The 19,547-nt window shown below is 72.3% G+C and carries 7 protein-coding genes; 3 read left to right on the top strand and 4 right to left on the bottom strand.

Going from position 1 to position 19,547, the window contains the following annotated elements; genetic code table 11:
• Positions 1-61 precede the first annotated feature (61 nt).
• Positions 62-1,423, top strand: coding sequence for an MFS transporter (locus ACIRJR_RS00360; RefSeq protein WP_403771486.1), 1,362 nt, complete (start codon positions 62-64; stop codon positions 1,421-1,423).
• 108 nt (positions 1,424-1,531) lie between these two features.
• On the opposite strand, the gene ACIRJR_RS00365 is transcribed toward ACIRJR_RS00360, so the two are convergent.
• On the bottom strand, positions 1,532-2,161 hold the full coding sequence (locus ACIRJR_RS00365; protein ID WP_403771489.1) for a class I SAM-dependent methyltransferase: 630 nt from the start codon (positions 2,159-2,161) through the stop codon (positions 1,532-1,534).
• 202 nt (positions 2,162-2,363) lie between these two features.
• Here ACIRJR_RS00365 and ACIRJR_RS00370 point away from each other — a divergent pair, with 202 nt between their 5' ends.
• Positions 2,364-3,215 carry a helix-turn-helix transcriptional regulator gene (locus ACIRJR_RS00370; RefSeq protein WP_403771492.1) on the top strand — a complete coding sequence of 284 codons (852 nt, stop codon included), beginning with the start codon at positions 2,364-2,366 and terminating at the stop codon, positions 3,213-3,215.
• Positions 3,216-3,263: 48 nt separating this feature from the next.
• Here the strand turns inward: ACIRJR_RS00370 and ACIRJR_RS00375 are convergent, their stop codons facing one another.
• Positions 3,264-7,367 carry a S8 family serine peptidase gene (locus ACIRJR_RS00375; protein ID WP_403771495.1) on the bottom strand — a complete coding sequence of 1,368 codons (4,104 nt, stop codon included), beginning with the start codon at positions 7,365-7,367 and terminating at the stop codon, positions 3,264-3,266.
• A gap of 340 nt (positions 7,368-7,707) precedes the next feature.
• On the opposite strand from ACIRJR_RS00375, the gene ACIRJR_RS00380 reads away from it, so the two are divergent.
• The gene (locus tag ACIRJR_RS00380) at positions 7,708-11,979 is read left to right on the top strand and encodes a S8 family serine peptidase (protein WP_403771498.1); all 4,272 of its coding nucleotides are present in this window, start codon (positions 7,708-7,710) and stop codon (positions 11,977-11,979) included.
• A gap of 118 nt (positions 11,980-12,097) precedes the next feature.
• On the opposite strand, the gene ACIRJR_RS00385 is transcribed toward ACIRJR_RS00380, so the two are convergent.
• Both ACIRJR_RS00385 and ACIRJR_RS00390 read right to left on the bottom strand, forming a co-directional pair.
• Positions 12,098-15,679 carry a S8 family serine peptidase gene (locus ACIRJR_RS00385; RefSeq protein ID WP_403771501.1) on the bottom strand — a complete coding sequence of 1,194 codons (3,582 nt, stop codon included), beginning with the start codon at positions 15,677-15,679 and terminating at the stop codon, positions 12,098-12,100.
• 121 nt (positions 15,680-15,800) lie between these two features.
• Positions 15,801-19,343: a S8 family serine peptidase gene (locus tag ACIRJR_RS00390; RefSeq protein ID WP_403771504.1), complete on the bottom strand. Its 3,543-nt coding sequence runs from the start codon at positions 19,341-19,343 to the stop codon at positions 15,801-15,803.
• Positions 19,344-19,547: the final 204 nt, after the last annotated feature.

Consider the following 19,547-nt stretch of genomic DNA (forward strand, 5'->3'; position numbering starts at 1 on the left):
CGCGTCCCGCCGGAACCGCGCCCCTCCACCGTCCCCGTCCCTCACCCTGCCGGAGGTCCCCATGACGGACCGCACCACCCCGGGCAAGTCCCGGAGTCCGTACCGCTCGGCCTTTGCCGCCCTGGCCGGCACGTCCATCGAGTGGTACGACTTCTACGCGTTCGCCACAGCCGCCGCGCTCGTGTTCGACGACGTCTTCTTCCCCGCCGACATGCCGGCGGCCCTCAAGACGATCGCCTCGTTCGCCACCTTCGCCGTGGGCTTCCTGCTCCGTCCGCTCGGCGGAATCGTCTTCGGTCACATCGGTGACCGGGTCGGCCGCAAGAAGACCCTGGTCATCACACTGCTGATGATGGGCATCGCCTCGTTCGCCATCGGCCTGCTGCCGACGTACGGACAGGTCGGGGCCCTCGCGCCGATCCTGCTCATCACCCTGCGCCTGGTCCAGGGCATCGCGATCGGCGGGGAGTGGGGCGGGGCCGTGCTCATCGCGGTCGAGAACGCGCCCAAGGGCAGGGCCACCTTCTTCGGGTCGTTCGCCCAGCTCGGCTCGTCGGTCGGCGCCCTGCTGTCCACCGGCGCCTTCAGCCTCGTGAACCTCTTCGGGAGCGAGGCCTTCCACAGCTGGGGCTGGCGCGTACCGTTCCTCGCCTCGTCGGTCCTCGTGGTCATCGGCCTGGTGGTCCGCACCAAGCTCGAGGACACCCCGGTGATGGACGGCGTCCACGCCGAGCAGTCCCGGAAGGCCGGGGAGTCCGGGGCGGCCCGGCTGCCGGTCGCCGAGGTCCTCCAGAAGGACTGGAAGACGGTCCTGGTGGGTGTGTTCGCGCTGGCCACCGCCACCGGCGGCTACTACGTGGTGACCAGCTATCTGCTCTCCTACGGCACCGACGAACTGCACCTGTCCGAGTCCATGCTCCTCAACGGCCTCTCCCTCGCCGCGTTCCTGGAGCTGGTCGTCACCCCGTTCCTCGCCCTGCTCGGAGACCGCGTCGGAGCACACCGGGTCGTCGTCGCCGGGCTCGCGGGGGTCGTGCTGCTGTCCCTGCCGCAGTTCATGGTGATGGGCACCGGGAGCGTCGTCCTGATCTATCTGACGATGCTGGCCATGCGGCTCGTGATGTCCGCGCTGTACGGGCCGATCGCCGCGATCCTGGCCGACGGCTTCGCCCCGCACGTGCGCTACACCGGCATCTCGCTCTCCTACCAGGTGTGCAACATGATCTTCGCCGGTTTCGCCCCGGTGACCGCGGTATGGCTCTCCTCCCTGGCGGGCGGGGCGTACTGGCCGCCGGCGGTGGCCCTGATGGCCGTCTCCGTCATCGGCATCTGGTGCACTCTGCGGCTGCGGACCTATCACCGTCTCCGGGTCGGCGCCGGGACACCGCCGGCCGAGCGGGTCACGGTGCCCGCCGGAGCCTGACGGGAGGACTCCGCTCAGGGTGGCCCGGCCCGGCCCGGCTCCGCGACACGGAGCCGGGCCGGGCCCTCTCCGTACCGGGCCGGCCTCCCTCCCCGTGCCGCGCCGGACTCACTCGGCGGCGGGACGGGCGTGCACGCTGACGGCGTAGCCGCCTCCGTCGACATAGGGGTCGCCGTTCCACGTGGCGTACCGGTGCAGCAGGGTCAGTCGGGCCGTACCGCACCAGTCGTCCACCTCCGCCAGGGTCACCGGCGGTTCCGGTAGCGGCAGATGGGCCGCGTCCAGTCCCATGCCCGTGACCAGCAGGCCGCCGGGGCGCAGTGTGGCGGCGAGCTGCCGGACGACGTCCGGCCCGGTTCCGGGGGCCAGCAGGGGGATGACGTTGCCGGCGGCGAGCACCAGGTCGTAGCCCGGGTCCAGGGCGAGGGCGTCCAGACGGGCCAGGTCGCCGAGGATCCACTCCTGCGCGGGGGCGTCTCGGCGGGCGACGTCGAGCATGGAGGAGTCGACGTCCACGCCGGTGCAGTGGTGGCCCAGTTCGGCGAGCCGGATCGCGATGCGGCCGGTGCCGCAGCCGGCGTCGAGGACCCGGGCGGCTGGCCGCAGCAGTTCGGCGCAGAAGGCCGCCTCGCCGTGGACGTCGTGGCCCGACTCGGCGAGCCGCGCGAAGCGCTGGGCGTACTCCTCCCCCGCTTGCCCGCCGGTCAGTTCCGCCCAACGGTCCTGGTGCCCAGTCATGTGCGGTGCGCCCTTCGGTCAGCCTCGCCCCACAGGTACGAGGTCGGTGTCTTCGGCTCCCGCGCGGTCCCGCCGTTCCCGTGCTCCGGAGAGAGGAGCGCGCGGCCGGCGGAGAGGCGGAGCCGGTCCACTCTCCCACTGCCCGGACACCGTGGGCGGAAGGTGATGGCGCGGCAGGTGGGACGGCGACGACACTGGACCCATGTCTTCCGATCTTGGAATGCCCTCCCGGCCGACCGCCGGCCCCGACAGTCCCGTGCCGGCCGGCCCCTCGGGCGCCGACCGGCGGCCCGGCTCCGGGCTGCGCTCCCGCTTCACCGATCTGCAGGAGGACCTTCGCCGGGCCGACGCCTCCCTGACCCGTCTGCTCGGTCAGTGGGAGTCCGGCCCCGGAGAGGACTCGGATGGGCTCGTCACGATCCGGTCGCGCCGCGAGGAGCAGGCCCGTCGGCTCAACGAGCTGGAGTACGGCGCACGTTCCTCGCTGCTCGTCTTCCAGTCCGGGTCGAACACGGTGGCCCCGGTACCGACGACGCTGCTGGGGGACGCCGGCCGGCGGGAGGACGAGCCCGACGCGCTGCGGTACGACGGCAACCCCGAGGCCGCCTACCGCGTCGTCGTGGACCGCGCCTTCCTCTCCGAGCCGGCGGCCCTGCGCGCGCTCGACGAGCGCCTCGCCGCAGGGCACGACGTCCGTGTCGTGGACCAGCCGCTGATCAAACTCGTCGTCGCGGACGGCGAGACGGCGCTGGTGCAGCTGGAGCCGGGCCGTTCGATGGAACTGCGGGCACCCCTGGCGCTGCTGGCCGTCGAGCTGTTCGAGTCGGTGTGGAGGCGTTCACGGCCCTATCTGCGCGAGGACGGCGACCTGAGCCCGATGGACCGCCGGATACTCCAGCTGATGCTCTCCGGGCTGACGGACGCGGCGACGGCCAACCAGCTCGGCACGTCACCGCGTACGGTCCAGCGGCGGGTGCGTGCCCTGATGGACCTGACCTCGGTGACGTCGCGGGTGCAGCTCGGCTGGTACGCGATGCGCAACAACTGGGTCTGACGGCGGACGGCGGCGGGTCCGGGGCCGTGGCCCCGGACCCGCCGGGAGTCACATCCGGCTCACGTAATCCTGAAGGGTCCTCCCGTGCAGCGTCTTCACGGGATCGGTGACACGGGGCGCGGTGCTGTTGTGCCGGAGGTAGTTCGTCACCACCCAGTTCAGGTCCCGGCCGTCGACCGTGCCGTCGTGGTCGATGTCCGCGGCGCGGTCGGAACCGCCGCGTGCCGTGTACACGGCCGCCGCGTCGCGTACGTCGATGACGTCGTCACCGTTGACGTCACCGGCGACGAGCGCCGCCGAGGACGAGCCGCTGGTGCCTGCCACGTCGCCGTAACCGTCGAGGCCGAGGTCGATGTCCTCGTACCAGGTGAAGTGGCCTGGCACCGCGACCTCGAAGCGGTACGGCTCGTCGGCCGGGGCGAGGCCGTCCGCCGACATCCGTGCGTCCTTGCCGGCCTCGGGCGTGCTGCGGGTTCCGTCGGGGGCCGTGAGCGACGCCTCGAACCCGTCGAGGCTGTAGTCGCGCGTGGTGTCGTAACCGTAGTCCTTGGTCAGCAGGGCCTCCGCCGCCGGCCGCGCGCCGAAGGTGGACTCCGGGTTCAGCATGCGGACCGATCCGTAGTACTGGATGTTCAGCTGCACCTTGGTGTCCGCCGTGTCGACGGCGTACGTGGTACCGGTGTTCAGGCCCGCGGAGGCCGTCCAGTGCTCACCGGTGACCCGGTAGGTCACGTTCAGCAGCGGCATCGTGTCATCGGTCAGGCCGTCCGTGCCGGCGACGTCGAAGGAGAAGGTGCTGCTGGAAGCGGCCCCGTCGGACGTGTCGGTGCGCCGGATCCCGGACGGGCCGTGGGCGGCGAGTTCGGCGGTCGGCTCGACCCCGACGAGCTCGACGTTGCGGTCGTCGTAGCGGATCTGGGTGCTGAAGGACTTCCAGTGCCGGAGGTCGTGTGCGGTGAGGGTGTACGTGACGCGGTCACCGGCGCGGGCCGCGCGGGCGTCCGCGTTCCCGACCACGTAGGGGATCCCCTTCTTGATCAGGTTGAGTACGCGGACGCCGCCGATGTTGCCCGCGGCGTCCGCGGGCCAGAGCTTGACGTACGTCGTCGGCGCGCCCGGGGAGAGGGCGATCGAGGCGCCCACCTTGCCTTCGGCGTCCGGGTTGGTGCGCCCTGTGGGCGCGTTGGGGCTGTACGTCGAGTAGAGAAGCACGTTGTCGTCCTGGCCGATGTCGAGCCCGGCCTCACGGATCGCGTCGGTCTGGCCGTCGCGCAGGGTTCCCGCCACGGCGAACGACGTCGCGTCGGCGGGTCGTTCGACGACCACCGGGTGGGACGTGTCCCAGGCACCGTAGGCGTCCTCGTAGGACGGGGCCCGCGAGTCGACGTACACGTCCCGCATCTCGGTGTCGGTGCCACCCTGGGCGTCGGTTCCCACGATGCGCAACTGGTACGCACCGTCCTCGATCCAGCGGCCCCGGGGGTCGACGGGGGTGGCTTCGCGTCCGGTGAACGGGAAGTACCAGGGGCCGACGGTCGCCGGGCCGTAGAGGACTCCCTCGGTGAGGCCCACCGTGTTCACTCCGCCGATGTAGCCGAGGTCCTTGCCCCGGGAGTCGGCGAGGAACACGTCGACACTGCGCAGCTGGCCTGCCATCTTCAGGTTGAAGGCCGCCGCTCCGCCTCCCACGGGTCCTTCGTCGGAGTCGTGGTTCGCCGACAGGACCGACTTGGTCATCTCGACGGACGTGAAACCGGACGCGGCCACCCGCATCCCGAAGGGGACGCGCAGGGTGCCGTGGCCCTTGCCCAGGACGGGGGTCAGCGTGACGCGGCCCTCGTAGTAGCCGGCGGGGGCGGTGGAGGGGACGTTCAGGAGGGCGCGGACCTTCGCCGTGCCGTGTCCGCCGACCGTGACGAGCCTTCCGGTGGTCAGCGTGACGTGCGCGGCGGCGGCGTCGGCGGAGGTGCCCGAGCCCCGGGTGAACGTGGTCGTCACCCGGTAGGTGGCGCGCTCGGCGCTGTCGTTGACCACGCGCAGCGTGTGGACGTCGGTCGTCCTGCGGCCGAGCGCCAGTACGCCGAGGTCCAGCGCCCCGGTGCTGTACCCGATGTCACCCGGGGTCCCGTCCAGGGCGACATACGGCGTGCGGGCCCGGACGTCCACCGCGGTCGTGGCGTGCACGGCGGCGTACGGGTCGACGGCGCCCGCGCCCGCCTCGAAGACGCTGCCGTCACCGGGCAGCGGTGCGGCGGTGTTCATCAGGGCCGTCTTGATGTCGTCGGGACCGAGGTGCCGGTCGTGCTGGAGCATCAGCGCGGCGGTCCCCGCGACGTACGGGGCCGCCATCGAGGTGCCGCTGAGGCGTGCGTACGCGTAGGTGTGGTCGCCGCCCTCCGGGTCGACGACGTCGGCCGGGACGGAGGACAGGACGCTGACGCCGGGTGCCGCGACCTCGGGCTTGATGGCGCCGGTGCCGTAGACGGGGCCGCGCGAGCTGAAGGGGGCGAGTGAGCCGTCGCCCAGGGTGAACGTTCCGGCGGCGGTGAGGGTCAGTCGTGCGGAGGCCTCGGCGGCGAGGGCTGCCCCGCCGGCGGCCGTCAGTGAGAACGCCGGGACGTAGGCCTGGCTCTCACCGATGTAGGAGGGGATGTGGCCCTCCTCGGCGTCGTCGTTGACGAGGAGGACGGCCACGGCGCCCTCGCTCTTCGCGCGCTTCACCTTCTCGTCGAGGCTGATGCCGCCGCGCTCGACCAGGACGGCCTTGCCGGTGACGTCCTTGCCCGTGTAGCCGGCGGCCGTGCCGGTGCCCACGTCCGCGACGGGCCAGGTGCCCTGGGTCAGTTCGCCGAGCGCGTCGTCGAACGTCGTTGCGAGCAGTCGGCCTTCGGCCTCCACGGCTCCCGAGCCCAGGGTGTACGCGGGCAGGGTCTCCGGCTCGTCGTGCGCCCCGACGGTGAGCGCCAGGGCGGCGGCGCCCGGGGTGCCGAGGGTCTGCGCGCCCGGCCCGCTGTTCCCGGCGGCTATGACCGTGGTGATCCCGGCGAGGACCAGGTTGTCGGCGGCCAGCGCCTGCGGGCTGAGGGGATCGTTGACCATCGCACCGAGCGACATGTTGACGACGTCCATGCCGTCGTCGGCCGCCCGGTCCATCGCGGCCATGATGTCGCTGGTCCGCCCGGTGCCGTACGGGCCCAGCACCCGGTAGGCGTAGACGGCGGCGCCGGGGGCGACACCGTGTGCGGCGCGCTCCTTCGAGGCCGCGCCCCGTCCGGCGACGATGCCGGCGACGTGGGTGCCGTGCTCGGTGTAGTAGGTCGAGCCCCGGTCGGTCTCGGCCCGGCCGGACGCCTTCCAGTCCGCGTACGTGGTCTCCATCGGGTCGGAGTCGTCGTCGACGAAGTCGTACCCGCCCGCGTAGGCGCCCTCGAGGTCGGGGTGGTCGTAGTCGATGCCGGTGTCGATGATGCCGACCTTGACGCCCTTGCCGGTGACGCCCTCGGCGTGCAGGCGTCCGGGCCCGTCGTCGCCCCCTGTACGCGCTCCGGCGCCCGTGGTGTTCCCCTCCGGGTCCGCGAAGGTCCTCACGGGGGCGTCCGGCCACACCGCGGTGACCTCCTCGTGGTCCAGCAGGTCCGCGACCCGGTTGCCGGGCAGCCGCAGGCTCACGCCGTCGAAGCTGTGGGTGTAGGTGCGGCCCGGGCGGGGCGGAGCCGCCGCCTTCCTGCCTCCGCTCCTGGCGTCGTCGTGCGGGAACATGCCCTCCAGGGCGGTGCGGAAGGTGTCCTGGGCCTTCGTCACGGCCTTGCGGGCGTCGGCGTCACTGAGGCTGCGGCCTTCGGCGGCGGCCAGGAGCCGGGCGGTCCGGGCGGGCGGGGTACGCAACTGCACGATGACGTCGACGGGGTCGGAGCTGTCCAGGGCCGCCTCGTCGGTGACGTGCAGGCCGCCGATGTCGAGGTCGGCCATGCGGTGCAGGGCTCGGAGCTCCTGGCCGTCGAGGGACGCGAGCACGTCCTGGGCGCTCTTCGGACCGGCCTGCGCGAGCGGGGCCGCCGCCGCGGAGGGCACCGCGGCGGCCAGCGCCGCGAGCACGGCCGCCGCGGCGGTCAGGGCGAGGCGTCCGCGCCGCCCCGGGACTTGCGTCATCATTCCTCGGCTCCGCATCCGGTCGGTGGGGGTGCCTCCCGCCGCGAGCCGGGGCGGTGAGGTGGGGATCGCCCGATCATGGGGGACGGCCCGGGCCGGGCGGAAGGAGGGACGCTGACGGGTTTGCGACGTGGCACCAAGTCGCCACCCGGCGGGCCCTTCAACCGCCCTTCCTTCATGGCGACTTGACGCCTGACACATATCCGCCACGGATCCGGGGTGCAGGGCACCGCCGGTCTCGGTAGACCCATGAGCACACCCCGCCCGACGGTCCGGGGGAGCCCGCGGCCCCCTGGCGGACATCCCCGGTCCCCCTCGCGTTCCGCCACCCGAAAGGCAGCCCATGCCACGCTCATCCCCCCGCCGCGGACGGCGGTTCACCGCCGCCGCCCTGGCGGCCGGGCTCACCGGGTCCCTGCTGGGCCTGTCGGCCCTGCCCGCCCAAGCGGCCGGCATACCCCGGCCGCTGGGGTCACCGGTGCCCGACTCCGCGAAGTCCGCGCTCGCCTCCTCCCAGGACAAACTGGGGTCACACGACCGGACGCTGCTGCAGAAGGCCGAGAGCCGCGAGAGCGATACGGTCACCGTCATGCTCGCCACCGGCGCGGGCGACACGAAGGCACTCCGCGGGAAGATCGCGGACATCGGCGGCCATGTCGGGAAGGCCGACGACGGACTCGGCTACGTCCGCGCCACCGTGCCCACCGGGAAGGTCACTTCGCTCGCCGCGCTCTCCTCGGTGCGCGCTGTCGACCTGAGCGAGAGGTACAAGGTCCCCGACCCCTCCCCGGTCACCGCCGGGGACTCCAGGACCGCCGCCGGCAAGGGTTCCGGCACCCCTGCCGCACCGGGCAGGAACACCCCGGCCGCCAACCCGTACCTGCCCGTGGCGGAGACGGGAGCCGTCGGCTTCGCCGCCGACCACCCCTCCTGGGACGGCCGCGGTGTCACGGTCGGCATCCTGGACACCGGTGTCGACGCGTCCCACCCGGCGCTGCGGACCACCTCGGACGGCGAACCGAAGATCCAGGACTGGGTGACGGCCACCGATCCGGTCACCGACGCCGATCCGACGTGGCTGGAGATGCGCACGAAGGTCACCGCGGTCAACGGCACCTTCCGTTACGGCGGCGTCGACTACCGGGCTCCGGACGGCACGTACCAGTTCCAGATCTTCGACGAGGACACGACCTGGGGCGGCGAACTCGGCGGCGACGTCAACCGGGACGACGACTACAAGGACCGGTTCGCGGTCCTCTACCGGAAGTCGGACCACCGGATCTGGGTCGACGCCGGGCTGGACCACGCCTTCGGTGACGACGACGTCGTCCAGCCGTACGCGGCGAGCGGCACGTGGGGCACCTTCGGCACCGACGACCCCAGGACCCCGGTCGCGGAGTCGATGCCCTTCACCGTCGAGTACCGGGACGACGTCGACCTGTCGGCGCGTGGTGGCAGCAGCGTCGGCAAGAGCGCCGACTTCGTGAACATCGGCATCGTCTCGGGCGCCCACGCCACCCATGTCGCCGGCATCACCGCGGGCCACGGGCTGTTCGGCGGGAGGATGAACGGTGCCGCGCCCGGCGCGCGGATCGTCTCGGAGCGGGTCTGCCTCTTCGCCTCCGGCTGCACTTCCCACGCCCTGGCCGAAGGCATGATCGACGTCGTGGTGAACAAGGGCGCCGACGTCGTCAACCTCTCGATCGGCGGACTGCCGGCGCTCAACGACGGGAGCAACGTCCGCGCGGTCCTCTACAACCGCCTCATCGACGACTACGGCGTGCAGATCGTGGCCTCGGCGGGCAACGACGGCCCCGGGATGAACACCGCCTCCGACCCGGCGGTCTCCGACAAGGTACTGGCCGTGGGCGCCTCCGTCAGCAAGGAGACCTGGTGGGCCGACTACGGCTCGAAGGTCCGGGCGCGGCAGTCGCTGTTCCCCTTCTCGGCGCGCGGTCCACGCGAGGACGGCGGGATGAAGCCGGAGGTCGTCGCGCCGGGCGCTGCCGTCTCCTCCATCCCGACCTGGCTCCCCGGCGAGGGCGTCCCCGACGCCGGTTATGAACTCCCGCCGGGTTACGGCATGTTCAACGGCACCTCGATGGCCTCACCGCAGGCCGCCGGAGCCGTCGCACTGCTGCTGTCCGCTGCGTCGCAGTCCGGCGTGAAGGCCTCCCCGGCGTCACTGCGCTCGGCCCTGACCAGCTCGGCCGGCTTCCTCGACGATCAGCCGGCCTACGCTCAGGGCGCCGGGCTGATCTCCGTCCCGGCGGCCTGGAAGCTGCTGAGGAAGGGCGCCGAGCCGACCGCGTACGCCGTGAAGGCACCGGTCTGCGGGGTGCTCGCCGGTCTCCTGCCCACTCCGAAGTCGGGCGCGGGTGTCTACAACCGCTGCGCACCGGGCGAGGGCGGGCAGGAGCCGCACCGTTCCAGGACGTACGCGGTGGAGCTCACCCGCACCGGTTCCGGCAGCCGGACGGCCCAGCTCTCGTGGCTGGGCAACGACGGGACGTTCAGCGCGCCGCGCACGGTGAAGCTCGACGAGGGCAGGCCGACTCGGATCGAGGTCCGGGCCCGGACCGGGTCCACCGGCGCCCACTCGGCGCTGCTGCGCGTCGACGACCCTGCCACGGCCGGAGTCGACCGCCTCGTACCCGTCACGGTCGTCGCCGCCACCGACCCGGCGAAACCCTCGTACGCGGTCTCCGGCAAGGGCACGCTGGACCGCAACGAGACGCGGTCGCTGTTCGTGGCGGTGCCGAAGGGCGCCGCGGCACTGGAGGTGGACCTGTCCGGCATCGCCAAGGGCAGCCAGACGCGCTTCCTGGCGGTCGATCCGCAGGGAATGCCCGTGGACGGCACCACGTCGAGCCGCTGCTTCACCAACTTCTCGGACGAGGAGGAATGCTCCACCGGGTCACGGACCTACGAACAGCCCATGCCCGGCGTCTGGGAGTTCGAGGTGGAGGCCCGGCGCACCTCGCCGGTCCAGGACAACAGCTACCGGCTGGCCGCCACCGTCCTGGGCGCGACCCTGGACCCGGCGTCCTCGGTGATCGCCGAGGCGGCGCTGCACTCGCCGGTCGAACGGACCTTCAAGGCCGTAAACCGCCTGGCACCGGTGAAGGCGCACGCGGCGGGCGCCTCGCTGGGCGCGCTCGCCGAAGCCCATCCGACCCTGGAGGACCAGAAGATGACGGGCAAGCAGATCACGGTTCCCCGTGACGCGACCCGCCTCGAGGTCGACCTCGGCAACGCCTCCGATCCCGACGCCGACCTGGACCTGTACCTGGTCGCCCAGTCCGGCGCGCTGATCGCCTCCTCGACCAACGGAGGGGCCCGCGAGTCGCTGACCCTGAAGGACCCGGCACCCGGCTACTACCTGATCTACATCGCCGGGACGGACATCCCGTCCGGCAGCACCACGTTCGACGTCCAGGACACCATGTTCTCGAAGTCGCTGGGCTCGGTGACGGTGGACGACGCCGGTCCGGTCCGTCTCTCCACCGGGGAGAGCACGAGAATCCGCGGCCGGCTGGTCGCGGACACCGCGCCACCGGCAGGAAGGCGGTTGGTCGGACGGTTCTCGCTGGCCACGGACGAGGGGACCACCCTGGGCAGCGCGGACGTGCTGCTCGGCAAGGTGACTCAGCCGAAGGCGGACGTCACCGGCTCGTTCGGGCCGGCGCTCGGCTTCAGCCTGGACGACGAGGGACGGGTCTCCGGCTCCCAGCAGGTCTCCAGCGTGACCCGGCCGGCCCGCTGGGCCCCGGACAGCGGCGTCACCCTGCTGGACGACGGGGAGGACGGCAGCGGCTACGCGCTCAACCAGAGCCCGTCGAAGGGTTACGCCACGGGCCAGTTGACCGTCGGCAAGGTCACCAGCGCCGCCCTCTGGGATGCGGAGGGCGCGCTCACCACGCTGCCGCTGCCCGACTGGGAGGCGTACTCCTACGCACGCGGCTTCGCCGTCACCGACGAGGGCACCGTGATCGGCAACGCCACGGGTTACGTCGACAACCCGGCGACGGGCCGCGACATGCAGGTGAACGATCCGTTCGTGTGGGACGCGGAGAGCGGCTACCGCAGGCTCCCCCACCTGACGGACAACCGCTCCCTGACCGAACCGCTCGCGATCAACGGGAACGGAGTGGCCGTCGGCCACTCCGCCAAGGACGGCAGGCGGCGCGCGGTGCGGTGGGACGCCGACGGTGGGATCACCGACCTGGGCACCCTTCCGGGCATGGCGGACAGCACCGCCCGGTCCGTCAACTCCGGCGGCACGGTGGTCGGCATCAGCGGCGACGACGCCTTCGTATTGGCTCCGGGCGGCACGATGACCCGGCTTCCCGACTTCGGCTTCGACGCCGAGGCGCTGCAGGTGAACGACGCGGGCTGGATCACCGGGACCGCCGAGACGGAGCCCGATGTGACCACAGCCGTGGTGTGGGACCCCCAGGGCCGTATGTACGACCTGGGCGCGATGGTCGACGCCTCCCACTGGGCACCTTTCGAGGGAATCGGGGTCAACAACCGTGGCGCGGTGGCGTTCTACGCGCAGGACCTGAAGGACGGCGGGTCGACGAAGGTGGTCGTGGCCGACCTGCCCGGCTGATCTCCTCCTCGCGCCTGTCGGCGACACCACAGGGGCCCGCCCGCCCCGGAGTTCACCTCCGGGGCGGGCGGGCCCCTGTACGACCGGCCCTGGCCGGTCAGCTCCTGAGACGGGCCGGTCAGCTCTTGAGATCGGGCCGCTGCGTGACCCGTACGGTGTTGACCAGACTCCGGCCGGTGACCGGTGTCAGGGCCAGGTCGAGCCGGCCGTCGGTGACCTTCACCGTGAAGGTCCTGGTCAGAGCCCTGTGGTCGCCGCCCGCCTCCAGGGCGATATCGACGTTGGAGACCTTCTCGGTGCCCTCCGCGCTCACGTCGAAGACCCGGCGGCCGGGCTTGGTCCCCTTCAGTTCGGCGAAGCCCAGCTCGACCTGGTAGACGCCGTCCGGCACGTCGTCGAAGCGGTACTCCTTCGCGTCCTGGACCGCCGTCCGGTAGAGCTCCTGCTCCTCGGTGCCCGCGATCTCCTCACCGGTCCTGATGGCTTTCGGGTTCCCGATGTAGCCGTACGATCCGGCCACCCACGCCCGGTCGGGGCCCCAGCTGTCGCCGGACCGGTCGACCACCGGGTCGCTGTTGCCGGACCCCGCGTCGATGGCGGCCCGGTAGGCGGGCACGACCACGGTGACCGCGAGCTCCACCACCGGAGCGCGGGCGCTCTCCGAGGCGATGACGACGGTGCCGTGCAGCGTGGTGCCCGGCTTCGCCTGTCCGGTCCCGATGGCCAGGGTGACCTGCTGCCGTCCGCCGGGGTCCAGCCGCCCCTGCGCCGGGCCGGCCGTCACCCAGGCCGCGCCGCCCTTCTCCTTGACGGTGTAGCCGGCGGCGGAACCGGAGTTGGTGAGGGTGAGGCCGCGTTCCCGTGTCTCACCGGGCGGGATCATCAGCGTCCAGCCCTCGCTCCGGTCCACGGCGACGGCGCCGGTGGTCAGGGCCGTCTCGGTACGGAGGACGGACAGTCCCTGGAGTTCGGCGGTGCGGGTCGCGCTCCCGTAGTGCTCCGCGGTGATGTCGACACGGTAGTCGTCCGGGCCGTCCACCGGGATCTGGAGCAGGTAGGCGCCGTCGCCGCGCGTCCTGGCCGTGGCGACCTTGCTGTCGCCCCGGGTGACGGAGACCTCGGCGCCGGACACCGCCTTGCCGTCGTTCGCGTCGGTCACGGTGCCGGAGACGACGGCGTTCCGCTCGGGTGTGAACCTCAGGGACATCCCGTCGCGGACGGAGAGTTCGTTCGCCGCGTACTCGAAGCCCTGGGTGCCGTCGTGGCTCTCGGCGCCGATCGTTGCTCCGGTGCCCTGTTCGTATCCGCGGCCGCCCGCGTCGATGTCCTTGTAGTGGAAGGAGTAGGTGCCGTCCTCGTTGATCCCGGCGGAGAACCCCACCCGGCGGGCGCTGTCGCCCACCAGCACCATGTCGCGCCATTCCACGACGTAACTACGGTGCGGGGCAGTGCCCTTGACGGAGGTGTAGACGCCGGAGGCGCCGTCCATCCGCAGGTCGTCCCAGAACGGGTACAGCACACCGTTGGCCCCGGACCTGTCGGGGATCCGGGCGTTGGCTCCGGACAGGGAGAGGGAGCCGAAGATCAGCGCGCCGTCGACGGACACCCAGCCCTTGTCGTACGTACGGCCGTACAGGGCGACCGGGAACGGCAGGTCCACCGCGGCGTAGCCGGTGAGCGCGACCTTCGTGTCGCCCGTGGGGAAGTCCTCGTCGGTCTGCCGGCAGGTGGTGCCGGTGCTGTCGGTCCTGGTGGGCAGCTCGATGTCCTTCGTGGCGCTTCCGGTCGCCACGTCGAGGGTGGTCCCGACGGCGGCGGCGCACTTGTTGAGAGGCGTCACGTCGAGCGGGTAGCTGCCGACCGGCAGCTTGAGGGAGTATGCCCCGTCCTCGCCCGTGGTGGCGGTCGCGGGGGTGCCCCGGACCTTGACCACCGCGTCGGCCTCGGGCCCGGAGTCGCTGGTGACGGTGCCGGTCACCGTGCCGGTGGGTGCGGCGGCGAGCTCCGCGTCCCGGGTGACGGACCGGTCCTCGACGACGGTGACGGTGGCCTTCTCGGTCAGGTAGCCGTACAGCGTGACGGTGAGCGCGTACTCGCCCGCGACGAGCCGGGGGAAGGCGTACGTGCCGTCCTTCTTCGTGCGCCGCGTCGCGTGCACCGGCCCGTCCACGGCCACCTCGGCGTCCGCCGCCGGGCCTCCACCGGTGGTGACCGTACCGGCCAGTGCGCCGAGTGCGTCGCTCGGAGCCGCCGTGACCGCGTCGTAGGCGTCGAGCCGGCCCTCGCCGTAGACGTTGTCGTCCTCCGCGGTGCCGCCGCACGTGGTGTCGCCGACGTCGTGCGCCGTGGTGTCGAGCAGGGCCTCGGTCGCGGCCACGTCACCGCGCAGGGCGGGCGAGGCCGACCACATCAGCGCCACCGTGGCCGCCGTGTGCGGGGACGCCATCGACGTACCGGACTTGGGTGCGTAGCCGCCGCCGGGGGCGGCGGACCGGATGTTGGCGCCCGGGGCGGCGATGTCCGGTTTGACGGTGCCGTCCACACCGGGGCCCCGGGAGGAGAAGGCGGCGACGCGGTCGCTGCTGTCGAGCGCGCCCGAGGCGTAGGTGTTGACGTAGGCGCCGGGCGAGCCCGCGGTGTCGCAGGACGGCCCGTTGTTGCCGTTCGAGAAGGCCGGGAAGATGCCGGCGTCCCGCCACGCCTGGACCATCGGCTGGTACCAGGTGTCGAGGACGGCGGCGCCCCAGGAGTTGTTCACCACGTCCGGGGCGAGGTCGGGGCGCGGGTTGCGGCCGTCGGAGTCCGTCGGTGCGAGGATCCACTGCCCGGCCGCCAGAAGCGCCGACCGGGGGCAGTCCGTCGTGCCGCAGCCCTTGGCCGCGATCCAGGTGGCGCCGGGCGCCACGCCGATCTCGTTGCCCGCGCCGTCGTCGCCGACCATGGTGCCCATGGTGTGCGTGCCGTGCCCCTGGTCGTCGCACGGGCCGTCGCCGAGTTTCGCGCAGTTCCCGGTCGGGTCGAACCAGTTGTAGGCGTCGTCGCGGCTTCCGTCCGCCTTGAGGCCGCGGTAGGTGGACGCGAGCGCGGGGTGCAGCGAGTCGACGCCGGTGTCGATGTTGGCGACGACGACGCCCTCCCCGCGCACGCCGAGTTCGTCCCACACCTGGGGGGCCTTGATCCGGTCGACGTTCCATTCGACCCCGTCGACCGCGGCCTCCTGCACCGCCGGCAGCTGTTCTGGAAGCCGGACCGGTACGTCGGCCCGGATCGCGGCCACGTCGGGGCGGGCGGCGATCCTCTCGGCGAGGGCCTTGGTGCCGGTGACCTTGACGGTGTTGCTGATCCAGTAGCTCGTGTAGGGGACGTCCGCCTTCTCCAGCAGGGACTTCAGCCCCGCCTGGGTCCTGCGCGCGTGGTCGGTGCTCGCCTCGACGACGGCCTTGCCCCGGCCGGTCTTCGTCCTCGCCTTCCTCGCCGCCGAGGTGTCGGCCTCGGAGTCGAGCTGTACCCAGAACGACTGGCGGTCGCTCTTCGCGAAGTCTCCCAGGACCCGGCTCTCCGCCTTCTGCCGGAGCGCGGTGCCTCCGGAGGCGGGGGCGGGTCCGGCCACCGCCGGGGCCGCGCCCAGGAAGGGCGCGGCGAGGGCGGCGACCAGTGCGGCGGAGAGCATCCCTCTGCGCCTCGGTCTGTGTCTGATCAACTGGAGCTCCTCGTCTCGCCGGCCGGGGATCGCCCGGCCGGATGTGTGCCGCTGTGTGCGGTTGCGGGGCGCCGCGGGCCGTCCCCTCCGCCGGGTCGGGCGCAGGGGACGGCCCGCGGGTTCAGCCGGCCAGGTCCGGCCGCTGGGTGACGCGGACGGCGTTGACGAGCGTCTTGCCGGTGTGAGCGACCAGACGGAGGTTCAGCCGGCCGTCCGTGACCTGGACCGTGTAGGTCTTGGTCAGGGCCTTGTACGTCCCTCCGGCCTCCTCGGCGATGTCGAGGTCCGCGGCCCGCTCGGTTCCCTCGGCCATCACGTCGAAGACGCGTGCGCCGGGCTCGGTCCGGCTGATCTCGGCGAAGGCCAGCTCGACCTGGTAGGTCCCGTCCGGCACCGCGTCGAAGCGGTACTCCAGCGCGCCCTTGAGCGCGGTGGAGAACAGCGCCTGCTCCTCGGTCCCCTCGACGGACTTCCGGGTCGACACGGCGTTCGCCCCGCCGACGTATCCGTAGCCGCCCGCCTCCCAGGCCCGGTCCGGGCCCCAGGTGTCGCCGGAGGCGTCGGTCGTGGCGGTGGGCGATCCGCTGTCCAGCGCCGCCAGGTAGGCCGGGACGACCACGGTGACCGGGACGGTCAGTTCCGGTGACCGCCCGCTGTCCGAGGTGATCACGACCGTGCCGCGCAGGACGGTGCCCGGGGTGACCGCCGTGGTGTCGACGGTCAGCCGCAGCTGCTGGTCGCCTCCCGCCTCCAGGTGGCCTGATCCGACGCTGAACCGCAGCCAGTTGGCACCGTCCGCCTCCCGGACCGTGTAGTCGGCGGCGGAACCGGTGTTGGCGAGGTCCAGGGTCCGCCGGCGGGTGGTGTCGGCGGGGACGACCAGCGTCATCGCGGTGTGCGGGGTCACGGTGACCGCTCCGGTGCGCAGAGCGGTGTCGGCGCGCGACGTCGAACGGGCCGCCAGCTCGGCCGTCCGGCTGCGGGAGGTGTAGTGCGCGGCGGAGACGGTGACGTCGTACTCGGCCGTGCCGGTGGCGGGCACCTGGACGAGGTAGGTGCCGTCGCCCCCGGTGGTACCGGTGGCGACCTCGTCTCCGTCACGGGTGACGGACACGGTGGCCCCGGCGAGCGGCTTGCCGTCGTTGGCGTCGGTCACCGTGCCGGAGACGGCGGCACTGCGTTCGGGCCGGAAGGCCAGGGTCATGCCGTCGGTGACGGTGGCCGCGTTGTAGGAGTACTGGAGCGCTGCGGTTCCGGCGGCGTTCTCGGCGGCGATGGTGGCGCCGAGCCCCTGGGCGTACTGGCCGCCGGTGGGGCTCTTGTAGTGGTAGGAGTAGTCGCCGTCCTCACCGATCACGACGGCGAATCCGATCTTCTGGGTGCGGGCGTTGCTCGGCACCATGTCGCGCCATTCGACGACGACTTCGCGGTGCGGTGCGGTGCCGCGCTGGGACCAGTAGATGCCGCCGGTGCCGGTGGCGAGCTGGAGGTTGTCCCAGAAGGGGTAGAGGGAGCCGTTGGGGAGGCCGGTGTAGGGCAGGGCCCTGTTGGTGGAGAGGCCGACGTTCTGCTCGAATGAGAGGTATCCCTCGATGTCCGCCCTCGCCTCGCGGTAGGTCTTGCCGTAGAGGGAGACGGGGAACGGGAATCTGACGGCGGCGGAACCGGCGTACGGTCCGCCGGGGTTCAGCTGGGTCTCACCGGTGGGGTAGGCGGCGTCCTTCACCAGCCGGCAGGTGGTGCCGAAGGTGTCACTCCTGCTGGGCAGCAGGAGGTCACGGTGGTTGGCGCCCGCGGCGACATCGACGGAGTAGGCGCCGACCGTGGCACACCGTGAGGCGGGAGTGATGGTCAACCGGTGTGTTCCCGCGGGGACTTCGATGGAGTAGGTGCCGTCGGCGGCAGAGGTGGCAGCGGGGGCTCCGGGCCATTCGATCGTCGCCCCTGCCTCCGGACCACCGGCCGTGCTCAGGGTTCCGGTCAGGGTGCCGAGGGGAGCGACGACGAGTTCGAGATCGCGGGTCGCACTGTCTCCCTCGGTGATCGTGACGGTGGAACGAGCCTCCCCGTAGCCGTACTTGGAGACCCTGACGTCGTAGTCGCCGACCATCAGCTTCGGCAGCGCGTAGCCGCCGTCCGCCCCGGTGTCCGCCGTGGCGTACATCGGTCCGTCGAGTTCCACGGTGGCCTCGGCGAGCGCCTTGCCTTCCGCGGTGACGGCGCCGGACAGCGCTCCGAGAGGCCCGCGCGGGGTGGCGGCGACGGCGGCGTACGCGTCGAGGCGCCCCTCGCCGAAGACGTTGTTGTCCTCCGCGGTGCCGCCGCACGAGGTGTCGGCGACGTCGTGCGCGGTCCGGTCGAGCAAGCGCTCGGTGGCGGCGATGTCACCGCGTATCGCCGGGGAGGTCGCCCACATCAGTGCGACCGTGGCCGCCGTGTGGGGTGATGCCATCGACGTACCGGACATGACCGCGTAGGCGCCCCCGGGGGCCGCTGAGCGGATGTCCACACCGGGCGCGGCGATGTCCGGCTTGACCGCGCCGTCCTCGCCCGCGCCTCGCGCGGAGAAGGACGCGATGTCGCCGTCGCTGTCGAAGGCACCCGAGGCGTAGCTGTTGGTGTAGGCGCCGGGAGAGCCGGCCGTCGCACAGTTCGGGCCGTTGTTGCCGTTGGAGAAGGCGGGGAAGATGCCCGCGTCCACCCAGGCCTGGACCATCGACCTGTACCAGGTGTCGATGACGTCCGCGCCCCAGGAGTTGTTCACCACGTCCGGCGCCAGGTCCGGCCGCGGGTTCCGTCCGTCGGCGTCGGTGGGTGCCAGGATCCACTGGCCGGCCGCCAGGAGCGCGTCCTGGGGGCAGCCCAGGGTGGTGCACGCCTTGGCGGCGATCCAGGTGGCCCCCGGCGCCACGCCGATCGCGTCGCCCGCGCCGTCGTCGCCGACCATGGTGCCCATGGTGTGCGTGCCGTGCCCCTGGTCGTCGCACGGCGCGTCGCCGGAACAACTCGCGGTCGCGTCGAACCAGTTGTAGGCGTGGCTGTATGTGCCGTCGTCGCCCAGCCCGCGGTAGCCGCCCATGAGGGCCGGGTGCTGGTAGTCGACGCCGGTGTCGATGTTGGCCACCACGACGCCCTCGCCGCGTACGCCGAGGTCGTCCCAGACCTCGGGCGCGCCGATGCGGTCGAGGTTCCACTCGACCCCGTCGGCCGCTGACACCTTCTTGCCGGGCAGCGGATCGGGGCGGTCCACCTGGGTGTCGGCCTCGATCGCCGCCACCTCGGGACGGGCGGCGATCTTCTCGGCGAGCGCCTTGTCGCCGACGACCTTGATGGTGTTGCTGATCCAGAACGCCTCGTAGTGCGCCCCTGACTTCTTGATCAGGTTGCGCAGGCCCGCCTGGGTGCGCTCCGCGTGCTCGGTCCTGGCCTTGATGACCGCCTCGTCCCGGGCGGTCCTCGTCTTCACCTTCCTGGCCGCCGAGCTGTCCGCCTCCGAGTCGAGACGCACCCAGAACGCGACGTCGTCCCGGTCGTCGAACGTCTCGACGAGCGTGCTCGGCGCCTTGCTCCGCAGCGTGGCCGGAGGCGGCGCCGGGTCAGCGGACGCCGGGTCCGCCCCGAGCAACGGCACCCCCAGCGCCGCGGCGAGGGCGAGGGCGAGCATGCCTCGCGTGCGGGGCGAGTGCCGTCCGTGACGGGTTCTCCGGTCCGGTCTCGGCTGTTGTCCTTCGTGTGGTCTCACGAGCTGACTCTCCTTCAGGAGGGCAGACGGTCACGGGTCGCGGAACGGCCTGCCCGACAGGGCGGTGTGGTCCGCCATCCGGCCCGGTCGGGCGGATGGGTGAGGCTGATCCCATGGACGGATGCG

Origin of the sequence: Streptomyces sp. NPDC102402, assembly GCF_044765765.1 — a bacterium.
GTDB lineage: Bacteria > Actinomycetota > Actinomycetes > Streptomycetales > Streptomycetaceae > Streptomyces.